Annotated in this window: 14 protein-coding genes; 8 read left to right on the forward strand and 6 right to left on the reverse strand. The window is 72.1% G+C overall.

What is annotated here, in order from left to right:
* The first annotated feature begins 76 nt into the window (after positions 1 to 76).
* From ACFYP3_RS10475 to ACFYP3_RS10485, 3 genes are all read left to right on the forward strand, one after another.
* Entirely contained in the window at positions 77 to 1,861 is a 1,785-nt protein-coding gene (locus ACFYP3_RS10475) for a DEAD/DEAH box helicase (RefSeq protein ID WP_030717885.1), read from the forward strand.
* A gap of 409 nt (positions 1,862 to 2,270) precedes the next feature.
* Entirely contained in the window at positions 2,271 to 2,912 is a 642-nt protein-coding gene (locus ACFYP3_RS10480) for an IclR family transcriptional regulator (protein ID WP_007264382.1), read from the forward strand.
* A 243-nt stretch (positions 2,913 to 3,155) separates the two neighbouring features.
* On the forward strand, positions 3,156 to 3,932 hold the full coding sequence (locus tag ACFYP3_RS10485; protein ID WP_388829838.1) for a PDZ domain-containing protein: 777 nt from the start codon (positions 3,156 to 3,158) through the stop codon (positions 3,930 to 3,932).
* Here the strand turns inward: ACFYP3_RS10485 and ACFYP3_RS10490 are convergent.
* The 3 genes from ACFYP3_RS10490 to ACFYP3_RS10500 form a co-directional block, all read right to left on the reverse strand.
* On the reverse strand, positions 3,871 to 5,202 hold the full coding sequence (locus ACFYP3_RS10490) for an MFS transporter (RefSeq protein ID WP_388829841.1): 1,332 nt from the start codon (positions 5,200 to 5,202) through the stop codon (positions 3,871 to 3,873). The genes ACFYP3_RS10485 and ACFYP3_RS10490 overlap by 62 nt on opposite strands.
* Before the next feature lie 86 nt (positions 5,203 to 5,288).
* Complete coding sequence (locus ACFYP3_RS10495) at positions 5,289 to 5,897, reverse strand: ArsR/SmtB family transcription factor (RefSeq protein WP_388829844.1); 609 nt, start codon at positions 5,895 to 5,897, stop codon at positions 5,289 to 5,291.
* A 64-nt stretch (positions 5,898 to 5,961) separates the two neighbouring features.
* Positions 5,962 to 6,441: an Lrp/AsnC family transcriptional regulator gene (locus ACFYP3_RS10500; RefSeq protein WP_189737417.1), complete on the reverse strand. Its 480-nt coding sequence runs from the start codon at positions 6,439 to 6,441 to the stop codon at positions 5,962 to 5,964.
* 141 nt (positions 6,442 to 6,582) lie between these two features.
* Here ACFYP3_RS10500 and hppD point away from each other — a divergent pair, with 141 nt between their 5' ends.
* Positions 6,583 to 7,737 (forward strand): 4-hydroxyphenylpyruvate dioxygenase, encoded by a 1,155-nt coding sequence (gene hppD / locus ACFYP3_RS10505; RefSeq protein WP_388829847.1) that lies wholly within the window; start codon positions 6,583 to 6,585, stop codon positions 7,735 to 7,737.
* A gap of 139 nt (positions 7,738 to 7,876) precedes the next feature.
* Here the strand turns inward: hppD and ACFYP3_RS10510 are convergent, their stop codons facing one another.
* A complete protein-coding gene (locus ACFYP3_RS10510; RefSeq protein WP_388829850.1) occupies positions 7,877 to 9,391 on the reverse strand; it encodes a tetratricopeptide repeat protein in 1,515 nt (504 codons plus the stop codon).
* Between the two features lie 124 nt (positions 9,392 to 9,515).
* On the opposite strand from ACFYP3_RS10510, the gene ACFYP3_RS10515 reads away from it, so the two are divergent.
* Positions 9,516 to 10,898, forward strand: a complete 1,383-nt coding sequence (locus ACFYP3_RS10515; RefSeq protein ID WP_388829853.1) for an FAD-binding oxidoreductase — start codon at positions 9,516 to 9,518, stop codon at positions 10,896 to 10,898.
* Between the two features lie 28 nt (positions 10,899 to 10,926).
* On the opposite strand, the gene ACFYP3_RS10520 is transcribed toward ACFYP3_RS10515, so the two are convergent.
* Complete coding sequence (locus tag ACFYP3_RS10520; protein WP_388829856.1) at positions 10,927 to 11,406, reverse strand: SsgA family sporulation/cell division regulator; 480 nt, start codon at positions 11,404 to 11,406, stop codon at positions 10,927 to 10,929.
* A 257-nt stretch (positions 11,407 to 11,663) separates the two neighbouring features.
* Between ACFYP3_RS10520 and ACFYP3_RS10525 the strand changes: the two genes are divergently transcribed.
* Both ACFYP3_RS10525 and ACFYP3_RS10530 read left to right on the forward strand, forming a co-directional pair.
* Positions 11,664 to 12,974, forward strand: coding sequence for an RDD family protein (locus ACFYP3_RS10525; protein ID WP_388829859.1), 1,311 nt, complete (start codon positions 11,664 to 11,666; stop codon positions 12,972 to 12,974).
* Positions 12,975 to 13,562: 588 nt separating this feature from the next.
* The gene (locus tag ACFYP3_RS10530) at positions 13,563 to 14,285 is read left to right on the forward strand and encodes an RDD family protein (protein WP_388829862.1); all 723 of its coding nucleotides are present in this window, start codon (positions 13,563 to 13,565) and stop codon (positions 14,283 to 14,285) included.
* A 65-nt stretch (positions 14,286 to 14,350) separates the two neighbouring features.
* Here the strand turns inward: ACFYP3_RS10530 and ACFYP3_RS10535 are convergent, their stop codons facing one another.
* Positions 14,351 to 14,665, reverse strand: a complete 315-nt coding sequence (locus tag ACFYP3_RS10535; RefSeq protein ID WP_388829865.1) for a hypothetical protein — start codon at positions 14,663 to 14,665, stop codon at positions 14,351 to 14,353.
* A 472-nt stretch (positions 14,666 to 15,137) separates the two neighbouring features.
* Between ACFYP3_RS10535 and ACFYP3_RS10540 the strand changes: the two genes are divergently transcribed.
* On the forward strand, positions 15,138 to 17,492 hold the full coding sequence (locus tag ACFYP3_RS10540; protein ID WP_388829868.1) for an immune inhibitor A domain-containing protein: 2,355 nt from the start codon (positions 15,138 to 15,140) through the stop codon (positions 17,490 to 17,492).
* Positions 17,493 to 17,599: the final 107 nt, after the last annotated feature.

The following is a 17,599-nucleotide window of genomic DNA, read 5'->3' on the forward strand; positions in this document are numbered from 1 at the left end:
GCGAGGGGCGGGCCCGTCCCGGTAGGGTGGCCCGGTTGTCCTACGTACGACTGCCGAGAGCGACGAACCGGAGACCGTGACTACTACCGCCTCCCACCACCTCTCACCCGCCTTCCCCGGCCGCGCCCCTTGGGGTACGGCGGGCAAACTGCGTGCCTGGCAGCAGGGAGCGCTGGACCGGTACATCGAGAAGCAGCCGCGGGACTTCCTCGCGGTCGCCACCCCCGGCGCAGGCAAGACCACCTTCGCGCTGACCCTCGCCTCCTGGCTGCTGCACCACCACGTGGTCCAGCAGGTGACCGTGGTCGCGCCGACCGAGCACCTGAAGAAGCAGTGGGCGGAAGCCGCGGCGCGGATAGGCATCCGGCTGGACCCCGAGTACTCCGCCGGACCGCTCAGCAAGGACTACCACGGGGTCGCCGTCACCTACGCCGGTGTCGGCGTGCGCCCGATGCTGCACCGCAACCGCTGCGAGCAGCGCAAGACCCTCGTCATCCTCGACGAGATCCACCACGCCGGTGACTCGAAGTCCTGGGGCGAGGCCTGCCTGGAGGCCTTCGACCCGGCGACCCGGCGCCTGGCCCTGACCGGTACGCCCTTCCGGTCCGACACGAACCCGATCCCCTTCGTCTCGTACGAAGAGGGCAACGACGGGATCCGCCGCTCGTCCGCCGACTACACCTACGGCTACGGGAACGCGCTCGGCGACGGCGTCGTCCGCCCCGTCATCTTCCTCTCCTACAGCGGCAACATGCGCTGGCGCACCAAGGCGGGCGACGAGATCGCCGCCAAGCTCGGCGAGCCGATGACGAAGGACGCCATCTCGCAGGCCTGGCGCACCGCGCTGGACCCGCGCGGCGACTGGATGCCGAACGTGCTGCGCGCTGCCGACCAGCGGCTCACGGAGGTCAGGAAGGGCATCCCCGACGCGGGCGGCCTCGTCATCGCCTCCGACCAGGACTCGGCGCGCGCCTACGCCAAGCTGCTGCGGGAGATCACGGGCAGCAAGGCGACCGTGGTGCTCTCCGACGACACCGGCGCGTCGAAGCGGATCGACGAGTTCAGCGAGGACGGCAGCCGCTGGATGGTCGCGGTCCGGATGGTGTCCGAGGGCGTCGACGTACCGCGCCTCGCGGTGGGCGTGTACGCGACGACGATCTCGACCCCGCTGTTCTTCGCCCAGGCCGTCGGACGCTTCGTGCGCTCGCGCAGGCGCGGCGAGACCGCGTCCGTGTTCCTGCCGACCATTCCCTACCTCCTCGGCTTCGCCAACGAGATGGAGGTCGAGCGCGACCACGTCCTCGACAAGCCGAAGAAGCAGGGCGAGGAAGACCCGTACGCCGAGTCCGAGAAGGAGATGGACGAGGCGAACAAGCAGGAGGACGAGGACACCGGCGAGGACGAGCAGATGTCCTTCGAGGCGCTGGAGTCCGACGCGGTCTTCGACCGGGTGCTGTACGACGGCGCCGAGTTCGGCATGCAGGCGCACCCGGGCAGCGAGGAGGAGCAGGACTACCTCGGCATCCCCGGACTGCTGGAGCCGGACCAGGTGCAGATGCTGCTGCAGAAGCGGCAGTCGCGGCAGATCGCGCACAGCCGCCGCAAGCCGGACTCCGAGGCGGACCTGCTGGAGCTGCCGGCGGAGCGGCGGCCGGTGGTCTCGCACAAGGAGCTGCTGGAACTGCGGAAGTCGCTGAACACGATGGTCGGCGCGTACGTCCACCAGAGCGGCAAGCCCCATGGGGTGATCCACACCGAGCTGCGCCGGGTGTGCGGCGGGCCGCCGAGCGCGGAGGCGACGGCGGGGCAGCTGCGCGAGCGGATCAAGAAGGTGCAGGAGTGGGCCACCCGCATGCGGTGAGTCCACGGGAACGGTTCACACAGAACAGGGGACGGGGTCCGTGCGGAGCATCGCACGGACCCCGTCCGCCGTTGACCGCCCCGGACCGGTACGGGACACGGTCCGCGGTGCCGCCGTTGGCGCTCGTGGGGCGGTGAGGGTCTCCTGTGCAAAACGAGGTTACGAAACGACACCGTTGGCGATCAGGAATCGGCATAAACGGGTAGTGTGCGCCCGGATTCTGGACGAGCCCTTCCGCTGAGCGGACCTGCTCGCTACTGTCCCCGCATCGAACGCACCGTGGCAGCGCCGCCGCGGGAGCGCAGCCGGTGCCATGGCCGCTACCGGCGGCCTCTCCGTGCGCCGCCGCGGGACCGGCGGCGTTCCACCCCGAGAGTCACCGCCGCTCACCGAAAGAGGGAGAGGCGTCGTGACCGCGGAAACCTCCCAGACTCTCGACAGAGGGCTCAGAGTCCTCAAACTGCTCGCCGACACCGACCACGGTCTGACCGTCACCGAGCTCTCCAACCGCCTCGGTGTGAACCGCACCGTGGTCTACCGACTCCTCGCCACGCTCGAACAGCACGCCCTGGTCCGCCGCGACCTCGGCGGGCGGGCCCGCGTCGGTCTCGGGGTGCTGCGGCTGGGTCGCCAGGTGCATCCCCTCGTACGCGAGGCGGCGCTGCCCGCGCTGCGCTCCCTCGCCGAGGACATAGGGGCCACCGCCCACCTGACCCTCGTCGACGGCACCGAGGCGCTCGCCGTCGCCGTCGTGGAGCCGACCTGGACGGACTACCACGTGGCCTACCGGGCCGGCTTCCGCCACCCGCTGGACCGCGGGGCCGCCGGGCGGGCCATCCTGGCCGCCCGTCAGGGCTCCCTGATCGAACCCGGGTACACGCTGACGCACGGCGAGCTCGAAGCGGGCGCGAGTGGCGCCGCCGCGCCGCTCGTGGGGATCACCGGGCTGGAGGGCAGCGTCGGCGTCGTCATGCTCGCGGACGCGGTGCCGGAGCGGGTGGGGCCGCGGGTGGTGGACGCGGCGCGCGAGGTCGCCGACGCGCTGCGCTGACGCTGCGCCGTCGCTGCGCCGTCGCTGCGCCGTCGCTGCGCTGGGCTCGACTGGTTTGCGCCGGGTGCGGTGCGGGGGCGGGTGCGGCGCCGTTGCCGGGGGCGCTGCCCCCGGACCCCCGCGCCTCAAACGCCGGCGGGGCTGAGGGGGTGCCTCAAACGCCGGCGGGGCTGAAGGGTGCTGGCGGGGCTGGAGTGGTGTGGGGCCGGATAGATTGGGCGGGTGCTCTCAGCCCTCTCCCGTTTGTCGCGTCCCGTTGCCCTGGCCGTCTGTGCCGTGCCCGTGGTCGGGTTGTTCGTCGCCGCGGCCTTCGCGCCGCTGCCCTACGTGGTCGCCGTGCCCGGGCCGACGGCCGACGTGCTCGGATCCGACCAGGGCAAGCCGGTCATCACCGTCACCGGGGCGCCCGTCCGGGACACCGAGGGCCAGCTGCGGATGACCACCATTCGGGCCACCGGGCCGTCCTCGACCATGCGGCTGCACGAGCTCGTCGACCACTGGTTCAAGACCGATCAGGCGGTCATGCCCAGGGAGGCCGTCTACTCCTCGGGCGGAAGCGACGAGGAGATCGAGAAGCACAACCTGGAGGAAATGGCCAAGTCGCAGTCGGCCGCCGCCGAGGCCGCGCTCGGCTACCTCCACAAGGACCCCAAGAACGTGAAGGTCGACCTCAACCTCGCCGACGTCGGGGGCCCCAGCGCCGGCCTCCTCTTCTCCCTCGGCGTCGTCGACAAGCTCGACGGTGACGGCAGCGGCGGCGACCTCACCGGTGGACGCAGCATCGCCGGTACGGGAACCATCACCGCCGACGGCACGGTCGGCGCCGTCGGCGGCGTGGCCCTGAAGACCCAGGCCGCGCGCCGCGACGGGGCGAGCGTGTTCCTCGTACCGAAGGCCGAGTGCGCGGACGCGCGGTCGGAACTCCCCGAGGGGCTGCGACTGGTCCCCGTCACCTCGCTCACGGACGCGGTGAACTCCCTGCGTGCGCTGAAGCGGGGAGAGGACGTTCCGTCCTGCTGACGGCCGGCTTGCGCTCCAGGCCGCGCCAGGCGGGGAAGACCAGCGGCGCGAGCGTCGTCAGCAGGTAGGTGCCGCCGAACAGCAGCAGCGCCCGGCCGACCCCGAACCCGTCGACCAGCAGACCCGCCGCCAGCCCGCCCAGCGGCATGGTCAGCTCACAGCCCGCCATGGTCACCCCCGAGACGCGGCTGCGCAGCTCCTCCGGCACCTGCTCGTACATGACCGTCGTCAGGATCGGGTTGAGCACGCCCGCGCCCAGGCCGGCCAGGGCCATCGTCACCGCGAGCGGCAGCGGCGTGTCGGTGACGGCGGCCACCACGTACCGGGTCGCCCCGGACAGCAGGAAGGCCCCCGCGAACACCGCCCGGCGCGGGAACCGCTCGCCCCACATCCCGTAGAGCAGGGCGCCCAGCAGCGCGAAGCCGCCGAAGAGGGAGATCATCAGGCCGAGCGTGGTGGCGCCGCCGAGGTCGTCCCGGCCGTGCACGGGCAGCAGGACCGCCGACCAGCCCTGGTCCAGGCCGTTGGTCATCATGACCATCACCGTGATGCCCGTCAGCAGCCGGGAGCGGGTCAGGAAGGCCCAGCCCTCGGCCAGTTCGGTGCGGTACGCCGCGAAGGACGCCTTCCCGGCGGCCCGTTGCGGCTCGGCGGCCGGGACCCCGCGCAGGAACGCGGCGACCAGCAGCGCCGACGCGCCGTACGTCGCCGCGTCCAGCAGCAGGACGGTCTCGGCGCCGAACGCCGCGATCAGTACGCCGGCTACGGCGGCCCCGATCATCCGGGCGCCGCGCGAGACCGCGTCGTAGAGGCCGGCCGCCCGGCTGACGGTGGTGCCGGCGTGCTGGGCCAGGTTCGGCAGGAGCACGCCCCGGGCGGTCAGGCCCGGGGTGTGCACGAGGCCGCCGACGGCCATCAGCGCGCACAGCATCCAGAACTCCAGCACGCCCGAGTAGTGCAGCAGCGGGATCGCGCCGACCGCCAGACCGCTGATCAGGTCGGAGGCGACGGAGACCCGGCGGCGGCCGATCCGGTCGATGACCGGGCCGCCGACCAGGGCCGCCACGACCACGGGCAGGGTGGCGCAGAAGGCGACGACCCCGGCCCGGCCGGCGCTGCCGGTGGTCTGCAGCACGAACCACGGGACGCCGATGAGGGTCAGCGAACTCCCGGCTATGGAAATGGTGTTGGCGGCCAAGACGGCGATCAGCGGGCGCTTGTCCGTACGGCGCTCCGCGCGCGGCGACCCGTCGGGGAGTAAGGCGTGCACGGCAGGACTCCTGGGTGAGTGGGGGAGGGGTTGGGGGGCTCCCGGGGCTCCCGGGGGCTCCTGGGGGTGACGGGGGCGGCGAGCCGCTAGTCGGCCGTCTCGCGCGGGAAGGCGTGCGTGTGGAAGCGGACCGCCTTCGTGCCCTCCGAGGCCGGCAGGTCGCGATAGCTGTTGATCAGGTCGTGCATCTTGTGGATCAGCTCGTGGCTCTGCTCGGGAGTCAGGTGCAGGGTGAAGTCGCTCATGTCCGCGCCGCGCCGCCACTCCGTGGGCCAGTCGCCCGCGTTGCCGAGCCAGGTGCTCAGCTCCTGCGTGTGGATCGTCGCGATCTCGTGCAGGAAGAGGTTCGCCGCGCCGCGCACGGCCGGGTCCTCGTCGAGCGTCAGCGTCTCGTCGAAGGCCGTGCCGTCGTACGCGGCCCGCCACCAGCGTTCGCGGCCCTTGCCGCGCTCGGGCGCGTCCTCGACGAACCCGTGCGCCGCGAGCTGGCGCAGGTGGTAGCTGGTGGCGCCGCTCGACTCCCCGAGCCGGTCGGCCAGCTGGGAGGCGGTCGCGGGGCCGTCGTGGCGCAGGGCGCCCAGCAGACGGATGCGCAGGGGATGGGCGAGGCCGCGCAGTGAACGGGCGTCGAGCGTACGGATGTCGGGCTGTGCGGGTGCCGCAGGCGCTGCGGGTTCCACCGGCTTCTCGGGCATGACGCGACGATAGAGTTGCAAAGAGTCCTGTGCAAGGATTTCTTTGCAACGTCTTCTTTGGATGTCAGGCCCGGGTGTCGTCCTCGGCCGCCTGCTCGACCAGCGGGATGATCCGCAGGGGCACCGGGTTCTCCATCACGATCGCCGTAGAGGCCCGGACGATCCCCTCGAACCCGACGACGCGGTCGATCACCCGTTGCAGGTCGGCGTTGGACCGCGCCACCAGCCGGCACAGCATGTCACCGTGCCCGGTGGTGGTGTGCAGCTCCAGCACCTCCGGCACCCCGTCCAGGTGGGCCCGTACGTCGGCCCCCTGCCCCTGCTTGATCTCCAGCGTCGCGAAGGCGGTCACCGGATACCCGAGGGCCGTCGGATCGACCTGCGGGCCGAACCCGCGGATGACCCCGTTCGACTGGAGCCGGTCGAGGCGGGCCTGCACCGTCCCGCGGGCCACGCCGAGGCGGCGCGAGGCCTCCAGGACCCCGATCCGGGGCTCGCGGGCGAGCAGGACGATGAGCCGGCCGTCGAGTTCGTCGATGCCCATGGACGCCTCCGGATGCCCACGCGTGCCCGCGGGTGGTCATAGTGCACAGATGTTTCAGCCATCCTCCGCCCAGACTGGTCAGTTTGTACAGCCAAACAGGAAACTATTGCGCAGCTTGTGGATCGGCGGGACTCTGCGCTCATGACTGAGTCTCTGGCGAACCTCGAAACCACCCCGCACACCGCGCGTGAGGCAGATCCCTTCCCGGTGAAGGGCATGGACGCGGTCGTCTTCGCCGTCGGCAACGCCAAGCAGGCCGCGCACTACTACTCGACCGCCTTCGGCATGAAGCTCGTGGCCTACTCCGGACCGGAGAACGGCAGCCGCGAGACGGCCAGCTACGTCCTGACCAACGGCTCCGCGCGCTTCGTGCTGACCTCGGTCATCAAGCCGGCGACCGACCACGGCCGCTTCCTCGCCGAGCACGTCGCCGAGCACGGCGACGGCGTCATCGACCTCGCCATCGAGGTCCCGGACGTCCGCGCGGCCTACGCGTACGCCGTCGAGCAGGGCGCCCGCGGCCTGGACGAGCCCTACGAGGTCAAGGACGAGCACGGCACCGTCGTCCTCGCCGCGATCGCGACGTACGGCCAGACCCGCCACACGCTGGTCGAGCGCGCCGACTACACCGGCCCGTACCTCCCCGGCTACGTGGCCGTCGACCCGATGGTCGCGCCCCCGGCCAAGCGGACCTTCCAGGCCATCGACCACTGCGTCGGCAACGTCGAGCTCGGCCGGATGAACGAGTGGGTCGCCTTCTACAACAAGGTCATGGGCTTCACGAACATGAAGGAGTTCGTGGGCGACGACATCGCGACCGAGTACTCGGCGCTGATGTCCAAGGTCGTCGCGGACGGCACCAAGAAGGTCAAGTTCCCGATCAACGAGCCGGCGATCGCGAAGAAGAAGTCGCAGATCGACGAGTACCTGGAGTTCTACGGCGGCCCCGGCGTCCAGCACATCGCGCTGGCCTCGAACGACATCGTCGCGACGGTCCGCACGATGCGCGCGGCCGGCGTCCAGTTCCTCTCCGTCCCGGACAGCTACTACGACACGCTCGGCGAGTGGGTCGGCGACACCCGGGTGCCGATCGACGAGCTGCGCGAGCTGAAGATCCTCGCCGACCGCGACGAGGACGGCTACCTGCTGCAGATCTTCACCAAGCCGGTGCAGGACCGCCCGACCGTCTTCTTCGAGATCATCGAGCGCCACGGCTCCATGGGCTTCGGCAAGGGCAACTTCAAGGCCCTGTTCGAGGCGATCGAGCGCGAGCAGGAGAAGCGCGGCAACCTCTAGCCGTTCCCACGGCTTCGGGCCCCCCGGCCGGCGCCGGGGGGCCCGCCCGTGTCCCGGCCGACGGCGTCGCGACCCCGTGAGGGGAGGGCCGCGGCGCCGTCGGCCGGTCAGCCGGGCGGCCGGTGGGCCGGTGGGCCGGTCAGCGGCCGGACGAAGAGGGAGCCGCCTTCGGCTCCTGGGACCCCTTCGGCTTCGGCTTGGGATTCGGCTTGGGCAGCTCCGGCTCCACCCACGGAGTGGCCGGCTGGAGGTGCTCCGGGCCGCCCGGCGGCGGCTGGCCGATCGCCGTCAGGGCCTCCTTGGCCACCGGCCCGCGCAGCGGCGAGAAGTGCGGGTTCGTCCGCGCGGTCTCCTGGAGGTGGCGGCGGGCCGCCGCCACATCGCCGAGGCCGCGCTCGATCATCGCCCGATGGTACGAGAAGTCGGCGCTGCGCAGGCCCTGTTCCGTCGCCTTCTTCGCGTACTCCAACGCCGCCGCGTCCTCGCCCGCCTGGTGCAGGGCCCACCCCAGCGCGTCCGCCACCTGCACGCTCCGGTGCCGCAACCACTCCTCCGACAGCCGTCGCACCGCCGCCGCCGGATCGCCGTGGTCCGCCTCGTACAGGCCGAGGACCACGTCGTCGTCGACGCCGTTGCGCGCGTCCCGCGCCGCCAGCGAGCCGATCATGTCGTAGGCGACGCGCGCCTCTTCCGTCCGGCCCAGCGACTCCAACAGCTCGCCCAGTTCCCTGGCCAGCTGCGGCACCGGGGTCCGCCCCAGCGCCAGCCGGTAGTCCCGCACCGCCTCCCCGGAGCGGTCCAGCGCGGCCAGCGCACGCGCCCGGCCGCCCAGGGCCTCCGCCTGCGCCGGATCCGTCCGCAGCGCACCCTCGTACTGCCGCAGCGCCTCCGCCGCGTCGCCCCGCTCCCACGCCAGCTCCCCGAGCCGGAACAGCGCGTACGCCTTCTCCGCCGGGGCCTTCGCCGCGCCGGCCGCCTCCTCCATCGACACCACCGCGTCCTCGCGCCAGCCGCGGTCCCGGTAGACCTGCGAGGCCCGCACGTACGCCGCCAGGCCCGGCCGCAGCTCCAGCAGCAGCTCCATCGCCTTCTGCGCGCCCTTGTAGTCGCCGAGCCCCGTGTACGCGTCCACGAGGACCGGGTACGCCGTCCACCGCTTCGGCGCCTGCGCCCGTACGAGCTCACCCCACTTCCGGGCGGTCCCGAAGTCCCGGCGGGCATTGGCCAGCGCGCCCATGCCCGTCATCGCGTCGAAGTTGCCCTTCTCCGCCGGGCGGACCTCCAGCGAGCGCTTCAGCGCCTTCTCCGCCTTCGGGAACCAGCCCGAGTCCGCGGTGCGCCGGGCCTGTTCGATGTACGCGGAGCCGAGAACCGCCCACGAGGCGTCGTCGTCCGCGTGCCGCGCGACCCACTTCTCCCGGTCCGCCACCAGCGCCGTCACGTCCACCGCCGCCGCGGGAGCACCCATGCCCACCGCCGACGCGGCGCGTTCGCTCGGCCCCGGCGGGCGGGCGTCGTCACCGGTCCGGGCGGGGCGGATCAGCAGGGCCCCGGCGATCAGGACCACGGCGACCGCGGCGGGGACGAGCGTCTTGCGGCCGGTGAAGGTCACGGGCGGCGCCGGCGTCTGTGATTCCTCGTCGATACGGTCCATGGGGTCACTGTGCGTCAATATGAAGAGTTCACGGAGGTGCCCGAAGAGGGGCGCGGGCGTGTTCACACCGATGGTCCCGCGACGACCTCTGGGAGGGGCCCCACCGGGGTGCCACGCTGGTCCCATGGATGACGATCTCTCCGCACGTCTGCGAGCGAACCTCCTCGAAGGGCTCCCGGCCGACGCCCTGCTCACCGACCCCCAGGTGACGGCCTCCTACGCCACCGACATGGCCGGCTTCTGCGCCGCCGGGACCCCGGCCGTCGTCGTACTGCCCCGGACCGTGGAGCAGGTCCGGCACGTCATGCGCACCGCCACCGCCCTACGGATCCCCGTCGTCCCCCAAGGCGCCCGTACGGGCCTGTCGGGCGGCGCCAACGCCTCCGACGACTGCATCGTGCTGTCCCTGGTGAAGATGGACCGCATCCTGGAGATCAGCGCCGTCGACCGGATCGCCGTCGTCGAACCGGGCGTGGTGAACGCCGTGCTCTCGCGGGCCGTCGCCGAACAGGGCCTGTACTACCCGCCCGACCCCTCCAGCTGGGAGCAGTGCACCATCGGCGGCAACATCGGCACCGCCTCGGGAGGCCTGTGCTGCGTCAAGTACGGGGTCACCGCCGAGTACGTGCTCGGCCTCGACGTGGTCCTGGCCGACGGACGGCTGCTGCGCACGGGCCGGCGCACCGCCAAGGGCGTCGCCGGGTACGACCTCACCCGGCTCTTCGTCGGCTCCGAGGGCAGCCTCGGCGTCGTCGTCCAGGCCGTCCTCGCCCTCAAGCCCGCGCCGCCCCGGCAGCTCGCGCTGGCCGCCGAGTTCCCCTCCGTCGCGGCGGCCTGCGAAGCCGTCTGCGCCGTCATGGAGGCGGGCCTGACCCCCTCGCTGCTGGAACTGATGGACCGTACGACCGTCCGCGCCGTCAACGCCCTCGGCAGGATGGGTCTGCCGGAGGCCACCGAGGCCCTGCTCCTGGCCGCCTTCGACACCCCGCACGCCCCCGACGACCTCGCGGCCGTGGGGGAGCTGTGCACCGCCGCCGGGGCCACCGCCGTCGTGCCCGCCGAGGACCAGGCGGAGTCGGAACTGCTGCTGCAGGCCCGCCGGATGGCCTTCCCCGCGCTGGAGACCCTGCGGCCCGCGACGATGATCGACGACGTCTGCGTACCGCGCTCGCGGCTCGCCGAGATGCTCGACGGGACGGCCGCCATCGCCCGCGCCCACGACCTGCTCATCGGGGTCTGCGCGCACGCCGGAGACGGCAACACCCACCCGATCGTCTGCTTCGACCCCGCCGACGAGGACGAGACGCGGCGGGCCCGCGAGTCCTTCGGCGCGATCATGGCGCTGGGGCTGGAACTGGGCGGGACCATCACCGGCGAACACGGGGTCGGCATCCTGAAGAAGGAGTGGCTGGCCCGCGAACTCGGTCCGGTGGGGCTGGAGATGCAGCGCGCCGTCAAGCAGGCCTTCGACCCGCTCGGGCTGCTCAACCCGGGCAAGCTCTTCTGACACCTGCTCCCCGGCCGGCCGGCCGGCCTCACAGGTCCCCGTCCGCCGACTCGTCCGACGGCCACGGGTCGCGCAGCCACAGGTCGTCGGCGGGGGTCGGCGTGAGCAGCACGGCCAGGGCCGCCTCCAGGCCGAGCCGCTCGGCCTCGGTGCCGGGCGGCACCGCGCGCAGGGTGCGCTCCAGCCAGGCCGACACGGCACCGGCGGGGGCCTCCAGGAGGGCGTCGCCGTCGGGGGAACTGAGGGCCATGCAGAGCACGGACTTGTTGTCGACCTTGGTGGGCCAGATCCGGACGTCGCCGTGGCCGCAGGGGCGGAACACCCCCTCAACGAGCAGCTCGCGGGCGAAGGTCCAGTTGACGGGGGTGCTGGAGCCCGTGTGGAAGGTGATGTGGACGGCGTACGGGTCCTCGGTGAGGTAGAGGAGCCGCGCCGGGACGGGGATGCTGCGCTCGGGGGACAGGACCAGCTTCAGTTCCAGCTCGCGCTCGATGACGGGGTGGTGCATGACGGCCTCACTTCGGTTCGGTGCGCAGGGCCTGATGGCGCCCCACATCCCGAGAGAGCGCCGATGCGTCCGGGTATGACGCGAGTTCCGGCGACGAACCGCAGATTGGCCGAATTCTGTCAGCTGACCGAAATCCGCCGTGGGGGGTGAGGTTCGCTCAATGGCTTGGATTCTCCCGTTACCGGACCTGTCGGGCCGAGGTTCTTGGCTATGGTCCTCCCTTGCACAAGCCTCAAGCCACGATCGGAGTTGGGGACATGACGGCCTCCCCTGGTGACGGCGAGCACGCGGCCCGCGAGGGCTACTACCCCGATCCGTCCATCCCCGGGTACATCCGGTACTGGAACGGCGCGGCCTGGGTACCGGGCACGAGCCGCCCCGCCCCCGCCCAGGAGACGGGCCCGGTGTTCCTGGACGAGACCTCCGTGACCGAGGCACTGCCCGAGCCCGAACCGGAACGCGCACGCGAGCCGGAGCCGGTGGTGTGGCAGGCCGACCCCGTGCACCAGGCCGGCTTCGGCGGGCCCCGCGACCACCGGGTCTCGTGGGGCAGCCCGGCCGAACCCGAACCCGTCGCCGAGGCCGGCCCGGGCGCCGGGCGGCCGGCGGGCATCTCCCTGGCCCGTACGCCGGCCGCGGCGGCGGCGCCCGCGGCGCCCGCGGCCTCCCTGGGCATCCTGTCGGCGCGCTCCCCGGCCGCGCAGGCCCCGGCGCCCGCCCCGGCCCCGGCATGGCCCGACGCACCCGCAGCCGGCGTGTCCGGAGCCACCACCTCCTGGCCCGGAGCCGCCGCCGCGCCGGCCCCCGCACCCGCGCCCTCCTGTCCGGCCGCACCGGCCGACCCCGGCCCGGAAGCCGGGCTCCCCGCCGCGCCCCGCCCCGGCACCGCGCAGCCCGCCGAGGCGCCCCGGCCCGAGGTGTGGGCGCCCCGGCCCGCGGGCGTCCGCCCGAGGGTGCCGGCTCCCGAGGCGGCGGCCCCGGCGGAGCCCAGCGCCAAGGGCTGGGAGCCGCGCGGGTCCGAGGGGGACCGCCCGGCCGATTCCGGCCGCCCGGCGGCCGCCGGTACGCCCCGGGCGGTCTTCGAGCGGATGGCCGAACGGGCCGTGCGCCCCGCCGGGCTGCCCCGCAGGATCGTGGCCCGCGCGCTGGACTCCCTCGTCCTCACCGTCGTCGCGGCCGCCGTCGCCCGGCCGCTCCTCCCCGAGGCCACCGCCCACGTGCAGGCCAAGGTGGACGCCGCCCGCGCGAGCGGACGCACCACCACCGTCTGGCTGTTCGACACCACCATCGCCGGACACGTAGGCCTGGTCCTCGGCGCGGTCCTCCTCTTCGGGGTGCTGTACGAGGCGCTGCCCACCGCCGTCTGGGGCCGCACCGCGGGCAAGAAGCTGCTCGGCGTGCGGGTGCTGGCCGTCGCCACCCTCCGCCCGCCCACCTTCGGCGCGGCCCTGCGCCGCTGGCTCGTCTACGCCCTCCTCGGCCTCCCCGGCAGCCTCTGGTGCCTGGTGGACCGCCCCCGCCGCCAGGCCTGGCACGACAAGGCCGCCAGGACCTACGTAGCCCGCTAGCCCCCCAAGGCGGGCCCCGCGCCTCAAACGCCGGCGGGGCTGGATTTGTGCGGCGGAGCCGGATGGTGCGGCGCACCTGGAGGGTGCGGCTTACAGATCGGGGCTCCGCCCCGCACCCCGCGCCTCAAACGCCGGCGGGGCTGAGTTTGTGCGGCGTAGCCGGATGGGTGGGGCTGGGCTGGATGGTGTGTCGGGGCTGGGGAGCAGGCGGGTCGGTTGGGGTGGGGGTGGGTGTGTGTCGGGGTGATCCCCGCAGGGTGCCGAACGCACTGCCGCCGAGGTGTCCGACCTCCCGTCACGTTCGGCGCCCGAGGAGACGCCCCGGCGCGCGGCCCCGCCCCCCCCCCCCCCCCCCCCCCCCCCCCCCCCCCCCCCCCCCCCCACCCCGCCGACCCCGCCCGAGCGGCGCAGCCAACGGGCGCCCGCCCCCACCCCAACCGGCCCCCACCCCGACCCCGCAAGCGCGGCGCAGCCAACGGGCGCCCGCCCCCACCCCGACCCCGCCCAAGCGGCGCAGCCGACCCGCCCGCTCCCCCGAACGGACGCCGTCCCGTTGCGGGGGTGACGGTGGCGGGGTCGACTCGGGCCATGAGTACCGACCAGCCGCCGCCGGGCGAGTCGCCCGAGGACGACCCGTTCCTCAAGAAGCCCCAGGAACCGACGCCTCCGTCGGGCGGTTCGCCGTACGGCTCGCCGCCACCGCCCCCCGGCAGCGGCGGCCCCCCGCCACCCCCGGGAGGACCGGGCGGCGGATACCCGCCCCCGCCGCCCCCGTACGGCGGCGGTGACCCCTACGGCGGCGGCCACGGCATGCCCGATCCGCTCGCCGGGATGCCTCCGCTCGCCGACTTCGGCCGGCGGCTCGCCGCCCGCATCATCGACGTGCTGATCGTCGCCGTGCCGCTGTTCCTCATCCAGCTGGCCTTCGGCACGAACCGCTACACGGTCCAGACCGACCAGGGCGAGGACGTCAGCGAGGTCATCACCAAGTCGTACAGCGGCAGCGGTCTGGTGATGACACTGATCTCGATCGTCGCGTACGTCGGCTACGACTGGTGGTTCACCAGGAAGAGCGGCCAGACGGTCGGCAAGAAGGCCCTGGGCCTGCGCGTCGCGATGCTCAACGACGGCAGCGTGCCGAGCTCCAACGCGGCCCTGAGTCGCGCCGCGGTGCTCTGGCTGCCGACGCTGATCTGCTGCTTCTGCCTGTGGCCGATCGCCCTGGTGGTCTCGGTCCTCGTCGACAAGCCGTACAAGCAGGGCCTGCACGACAAGGTCGCCAAGACGGTCGTGGTCCAGGCCACCACCTAGCGCGGGCAGTACGACACAGCGGGCGGTCTCCCTCCGGGAGGCCGCCCGCGCCGCGTCGTGAAGTCTCAGTGGTGGACGGAGTGTTCGGCCTCGACGGTCCGGGGGTCGGGCACCCGGGCGGCCGGGGTCGCTCCGTCGTGCGTGGCGGGCTCCGCGGCGCGCGCCGGGGCCGCGGAGGCCCCCGTACGGGCCGCGTGACGGCCGCGGCGCCGTGGCACGGGGACGGTGAGGGCGACGAGCAGACCCAGGGCGAGCGCGGCTGCGGAAATGACCGCGACCCCGAGCCCGGTACTCGTCTGCGACAGCAACAGCATGGCGATCGTCGACACGATGACCGTGGCGGACCCGTAGGCGAGCTGTGCGGCAGTCGGACGCGGCATGGCGGTATCCGTCCTCGGGAGGGGAGGGGGAGTCGGCTCAACTCGGTCGCGCGTCAAGTGACTCTACGACGGGAGATGCCCGAGAGGAACCGCCGGTAAGCGTGACCTAACACACGGTGCCGGAGCACGGGGGGCGCACGGCATCATTTTCCGTGCCACGCCGGAGGGGGAAATGGGGACGGGACGGACCTTCGACGGGGTCGGGAAGGGCCCTTCGCCCCGTATGGCAGGGGAACGTCCGGATAGCGGAACTGCCTGACCGCATAGTGCAGTTGTAAGGCTCAAGTCAAGGTCTGTCTTTTCTTGCTTCTCTCCGGTCAAATGTCGTCACTTGAGACGCGCGCCGCGCGGAACCCCCCGCTCCTATGGAGAAGTTCCGACCTACGTCGCGGCCGCGGGAGGGGAACGACATCAAGTGACCAGCAATTCCGCCAGACGGCGTGCAATCCGTGCTGCCGCCGTCACCGTGACCATGGCTGCTTGTGCGACAAGCGCCACCTTCTTCACCGTTACCGCGGCCCAGGCCGACATCAAGGGGCCGGGCGCCCCCGCGGTCGACCGGCAGGACCCGACCGCTCCCGCCAAGGTCGTCGAGCACGACCTGAAGGGCCCCTTCAGCGAGCAGCAGGCCCAGCAGCGCAAGGCCGCTCTGGACCAGGTGCTCCAGGGCAAGAAGGACATCGAGCAGCGCGGCGCCTCGAAGGTCGTCAAGCTCGACGACAAGAAGTACGTCGAGCTCGGCCGCGAGCGGACCGACAAGATCTTCACGATCCTCGTCGAGTTCGGCGACCAGGTCGACAACACGACCATGTACGACCCGGACGGCCCCGGCCCGCAGCCGGCGGTCCCGAAGTACGGCGGCACCCCCGGTCCGCTGCACAACACGATCGCCCAGCCGGACCGTGCGAAGGACAACAGCACCGCCTGGCGCAAGGACTTCAGCCGCGAGTACTTCCAGGACCTGTACTTCGCGTCGGGTGAGGGCAAGGACTCGCTGAAGACCTACTACGAGAAGACCTCCTCGGGCCGTTACTCGGTCGAGGGCGAGGTCGCCGACTGGGTCAAGGTCCCGTACAACGAGGGGCGTTACGGCTCCAACTACTGCGGCCAGACCAACTGCTCCAACGTGTGGGACACCGTCAAGGACGGCGTCACCGCGTGGACGGCGGCCCAGAAGAAGGCCGGGAAGACCGACGCGCAGATCAAGGCGCAGCTGGCCCAGTACGACCAGTGGGACCGCTACGACTTCGACGGCGACGGCAACTTCAACGAGCCCGACGGCTACATCGACCACTTCCAGATCGTCCACGCGGGCGAGGACGAGTCGGCCGGCGGCGGCGTGCAGGGCACGACCGCGCTGTGGGCGCACCGCTGGTACGCCTACGGCACCGCGGCGGGCAAGACCGGCCCGGAGAACAACAAGGCCGGCGGCACCCAGATCGGCGACACCGGCATCTGGGTCGGCGACTACACGATGCAGCCGGAGAACGGCGGCCTCGGCGTCTTCGCGCACGAGTACGGCCACGACCTCGGCCTGCCCGACCTCTACGACACCACCGGTGGCGGCGAGAACAGCGTCGGCTTCTGGTCCCTGATGTCGGCCGGCTCCTGGCTCGGCACCGGCAAGGACTCCATAGGCGACCTCCCGGGCGACATGAACGCCTGGGACAAGCTCCAGCTGGGCTGGCTGAACTACGACACGGCGAAGGCCGCGACGAAGTCCACCCACAAGCTGGGCGTGGCGGAGTTCAACACCAAGGACAAGCAGGCCCTGGTCGTCGAGCTGCCGAAGAAGAAGGTCCAGACGGACGTCGTCGCGCCCGCCGAGGGCTCCGCCCAGTGGTGGAGCGGCATGGGTGACGACCTCAAGAACACCCTCACCCGCTCCGTGGACCTGACCGGCAAGAAGTCCGCCGCGCTGTCCCTCAAGGGCTGGTGGGACATCGAGGCCGACTACGACTACCTCTACACCGAGGTGTCCACGGACGGCGGCGCCACCTGGACCGCCCTCGCCGGCACCGCCGACGGCACGGCCATCCCGGCCGACGCCTCCGGCAGCCCGTCGCTCACCGGTGTCTCGGGCGCCTGGAAGAACCTGAACTTCCCGCTCGACGCCTACGCGGGCAAGAAGGTCGACCTCCGCTTCCGCTACCAGACGGACGGCGGCGCGGGCGGCAAGGGCTTCACCGCCGACGCCGTGACCCTCACCGCGGACGGCTCCGCGCTGTTCACCGACGGCGCCGAGAACGGCGACAACGGCTGGACCGGCAAGGGCTTCTCGCGCATCGGCGCCAACTTCACCAAGGAGTACGCGCAGTACTACCTGGCCGAGAACCGCCGCTACGTCTCGTACGACAAGACCCTCAAGGTCGGCCCGTACAACTTCGGCTTCGGCAACACCAAGCCCGACTGGGTCGAGCACTACCCGTACCAGGACGGCCTGCTCATCTGGCAGTGGGACACCAGCCAGAAGGACAACAACACCAGCGTCCACCCGGGCCAGGGTCTGATCCTGCCGATCGACGCCAACGCCAAGCCCATGAAGTGGGCCGACGGCACCCTGCTGCGGAACAAGATCCAGCCGTACGACGCGACCTTCAGCGCCTACTCGACGGACGCGTTCACGCTGCACAAGAACGGCGAGTCGCTCTTCCTGAAGCCCAAGCCCGCGAACCTCGTCTTCGACGACCACAAGGGCAAGTACTTCTACGACGAGAACCCGACCGGATCGGTGAAGGTCACTGACACCAACACCAAGATCAAGATCCTGAAGGAGACCTACGACGGTGAGGTCATGACCGTCGAGGTGGGTCCCTCCTCCAAGTAATTCGTTAAAACCGCAGGTCAAAGCATGATCGGCCGTCGCCCTCTAGCGGGCGGCGGCCGATCGCGTTTAGATGCCCGGTACGAGTTTCTTATTGACGGGGGAGATGA

Origin of the sequence: Streptomyces sp. NPDC005533, assembly GCF_042871845.1 — a bacterium.
Classification (GTDB): Bacteria; Actinomycetota; Actinomycetes; order Streptomycetales; family Streptomycetaceae; genus Streptomyces.

Bases quoted from the DNA above. Each gene is read 5' to 3' on its own strand.
- ACFYP3_RS10495 (WP_388829844.1), bottom strand. From the start codon at position 5,897: ATGCCCGAGAAGCCGGTGGAACCCGCAGCGCCTGCGGCACCCGCACAG.
- ACFYP3_RS10500 (WP_189737417.1), bottom strand. From the start codon at position 6,441: ATGGGCATCGACGAACTCGACGGCCGGCTCATCGTCCTGCTCGCCCGC.
- hppD (WP_388829847.1), top strand. From the start codon at position 6,583: ATGACTGAGTCTCTGGCGAACCTCGAAACCACCCCGCACACCGCGCGT.
- ACFYP3_RS10510 (WP_388829850.1), bottom strand. From the start codon at position 9,391: ATGGACCGTATCGACGAGGAATCACAGACGCCGGCGCCGCCCGTGACC.
- ACFYP3_RS10515 (WP_388829853.1), top strand. From the start codon at position 9,516: ATGGATGACGATCTCTCCGCACGTCTGCGAGCGAACCTCCTCGAAGGG.
- ACFYP3_RS10520 (WP_388829856.1), bottom strand. From the start codon at position 11,406: ATGCACCACCCCGTCATCGAGCGCGAGCTGGAACTGAAGCTGGTCCTG.
- ACFYP3_RS10525 (WP_388829859.1), top strand. From the start codon at position 11,664: ATGACGGCCTCCCCTGGTGACGGCGAGCACGCGGCCCGCGAGGGCTAC.
- ACFYP3_RS10530 (WP_388829862.1), top strand. From the start codon at position 13,563: ATGAGTACCGACCAGCCGCCGCCGGGCGAGTCGCCCGAGGACGACCCG.
- ACFYP3_RS10535 (WP_388829865.1), bottom strand. From the start codon at position 14,665: ATGCCGCGTCCGACTGCCGCACAGCTCGCCTACGGGTCCGCCACGGTC.
- ACFYP3_RS10540 (WP_388829868.1), top strand. From the start codon at position 15,138: ATGGCTGCTTGTGCGACAAGCGCCACCTTCTTCACCGTTACCGCGGCC.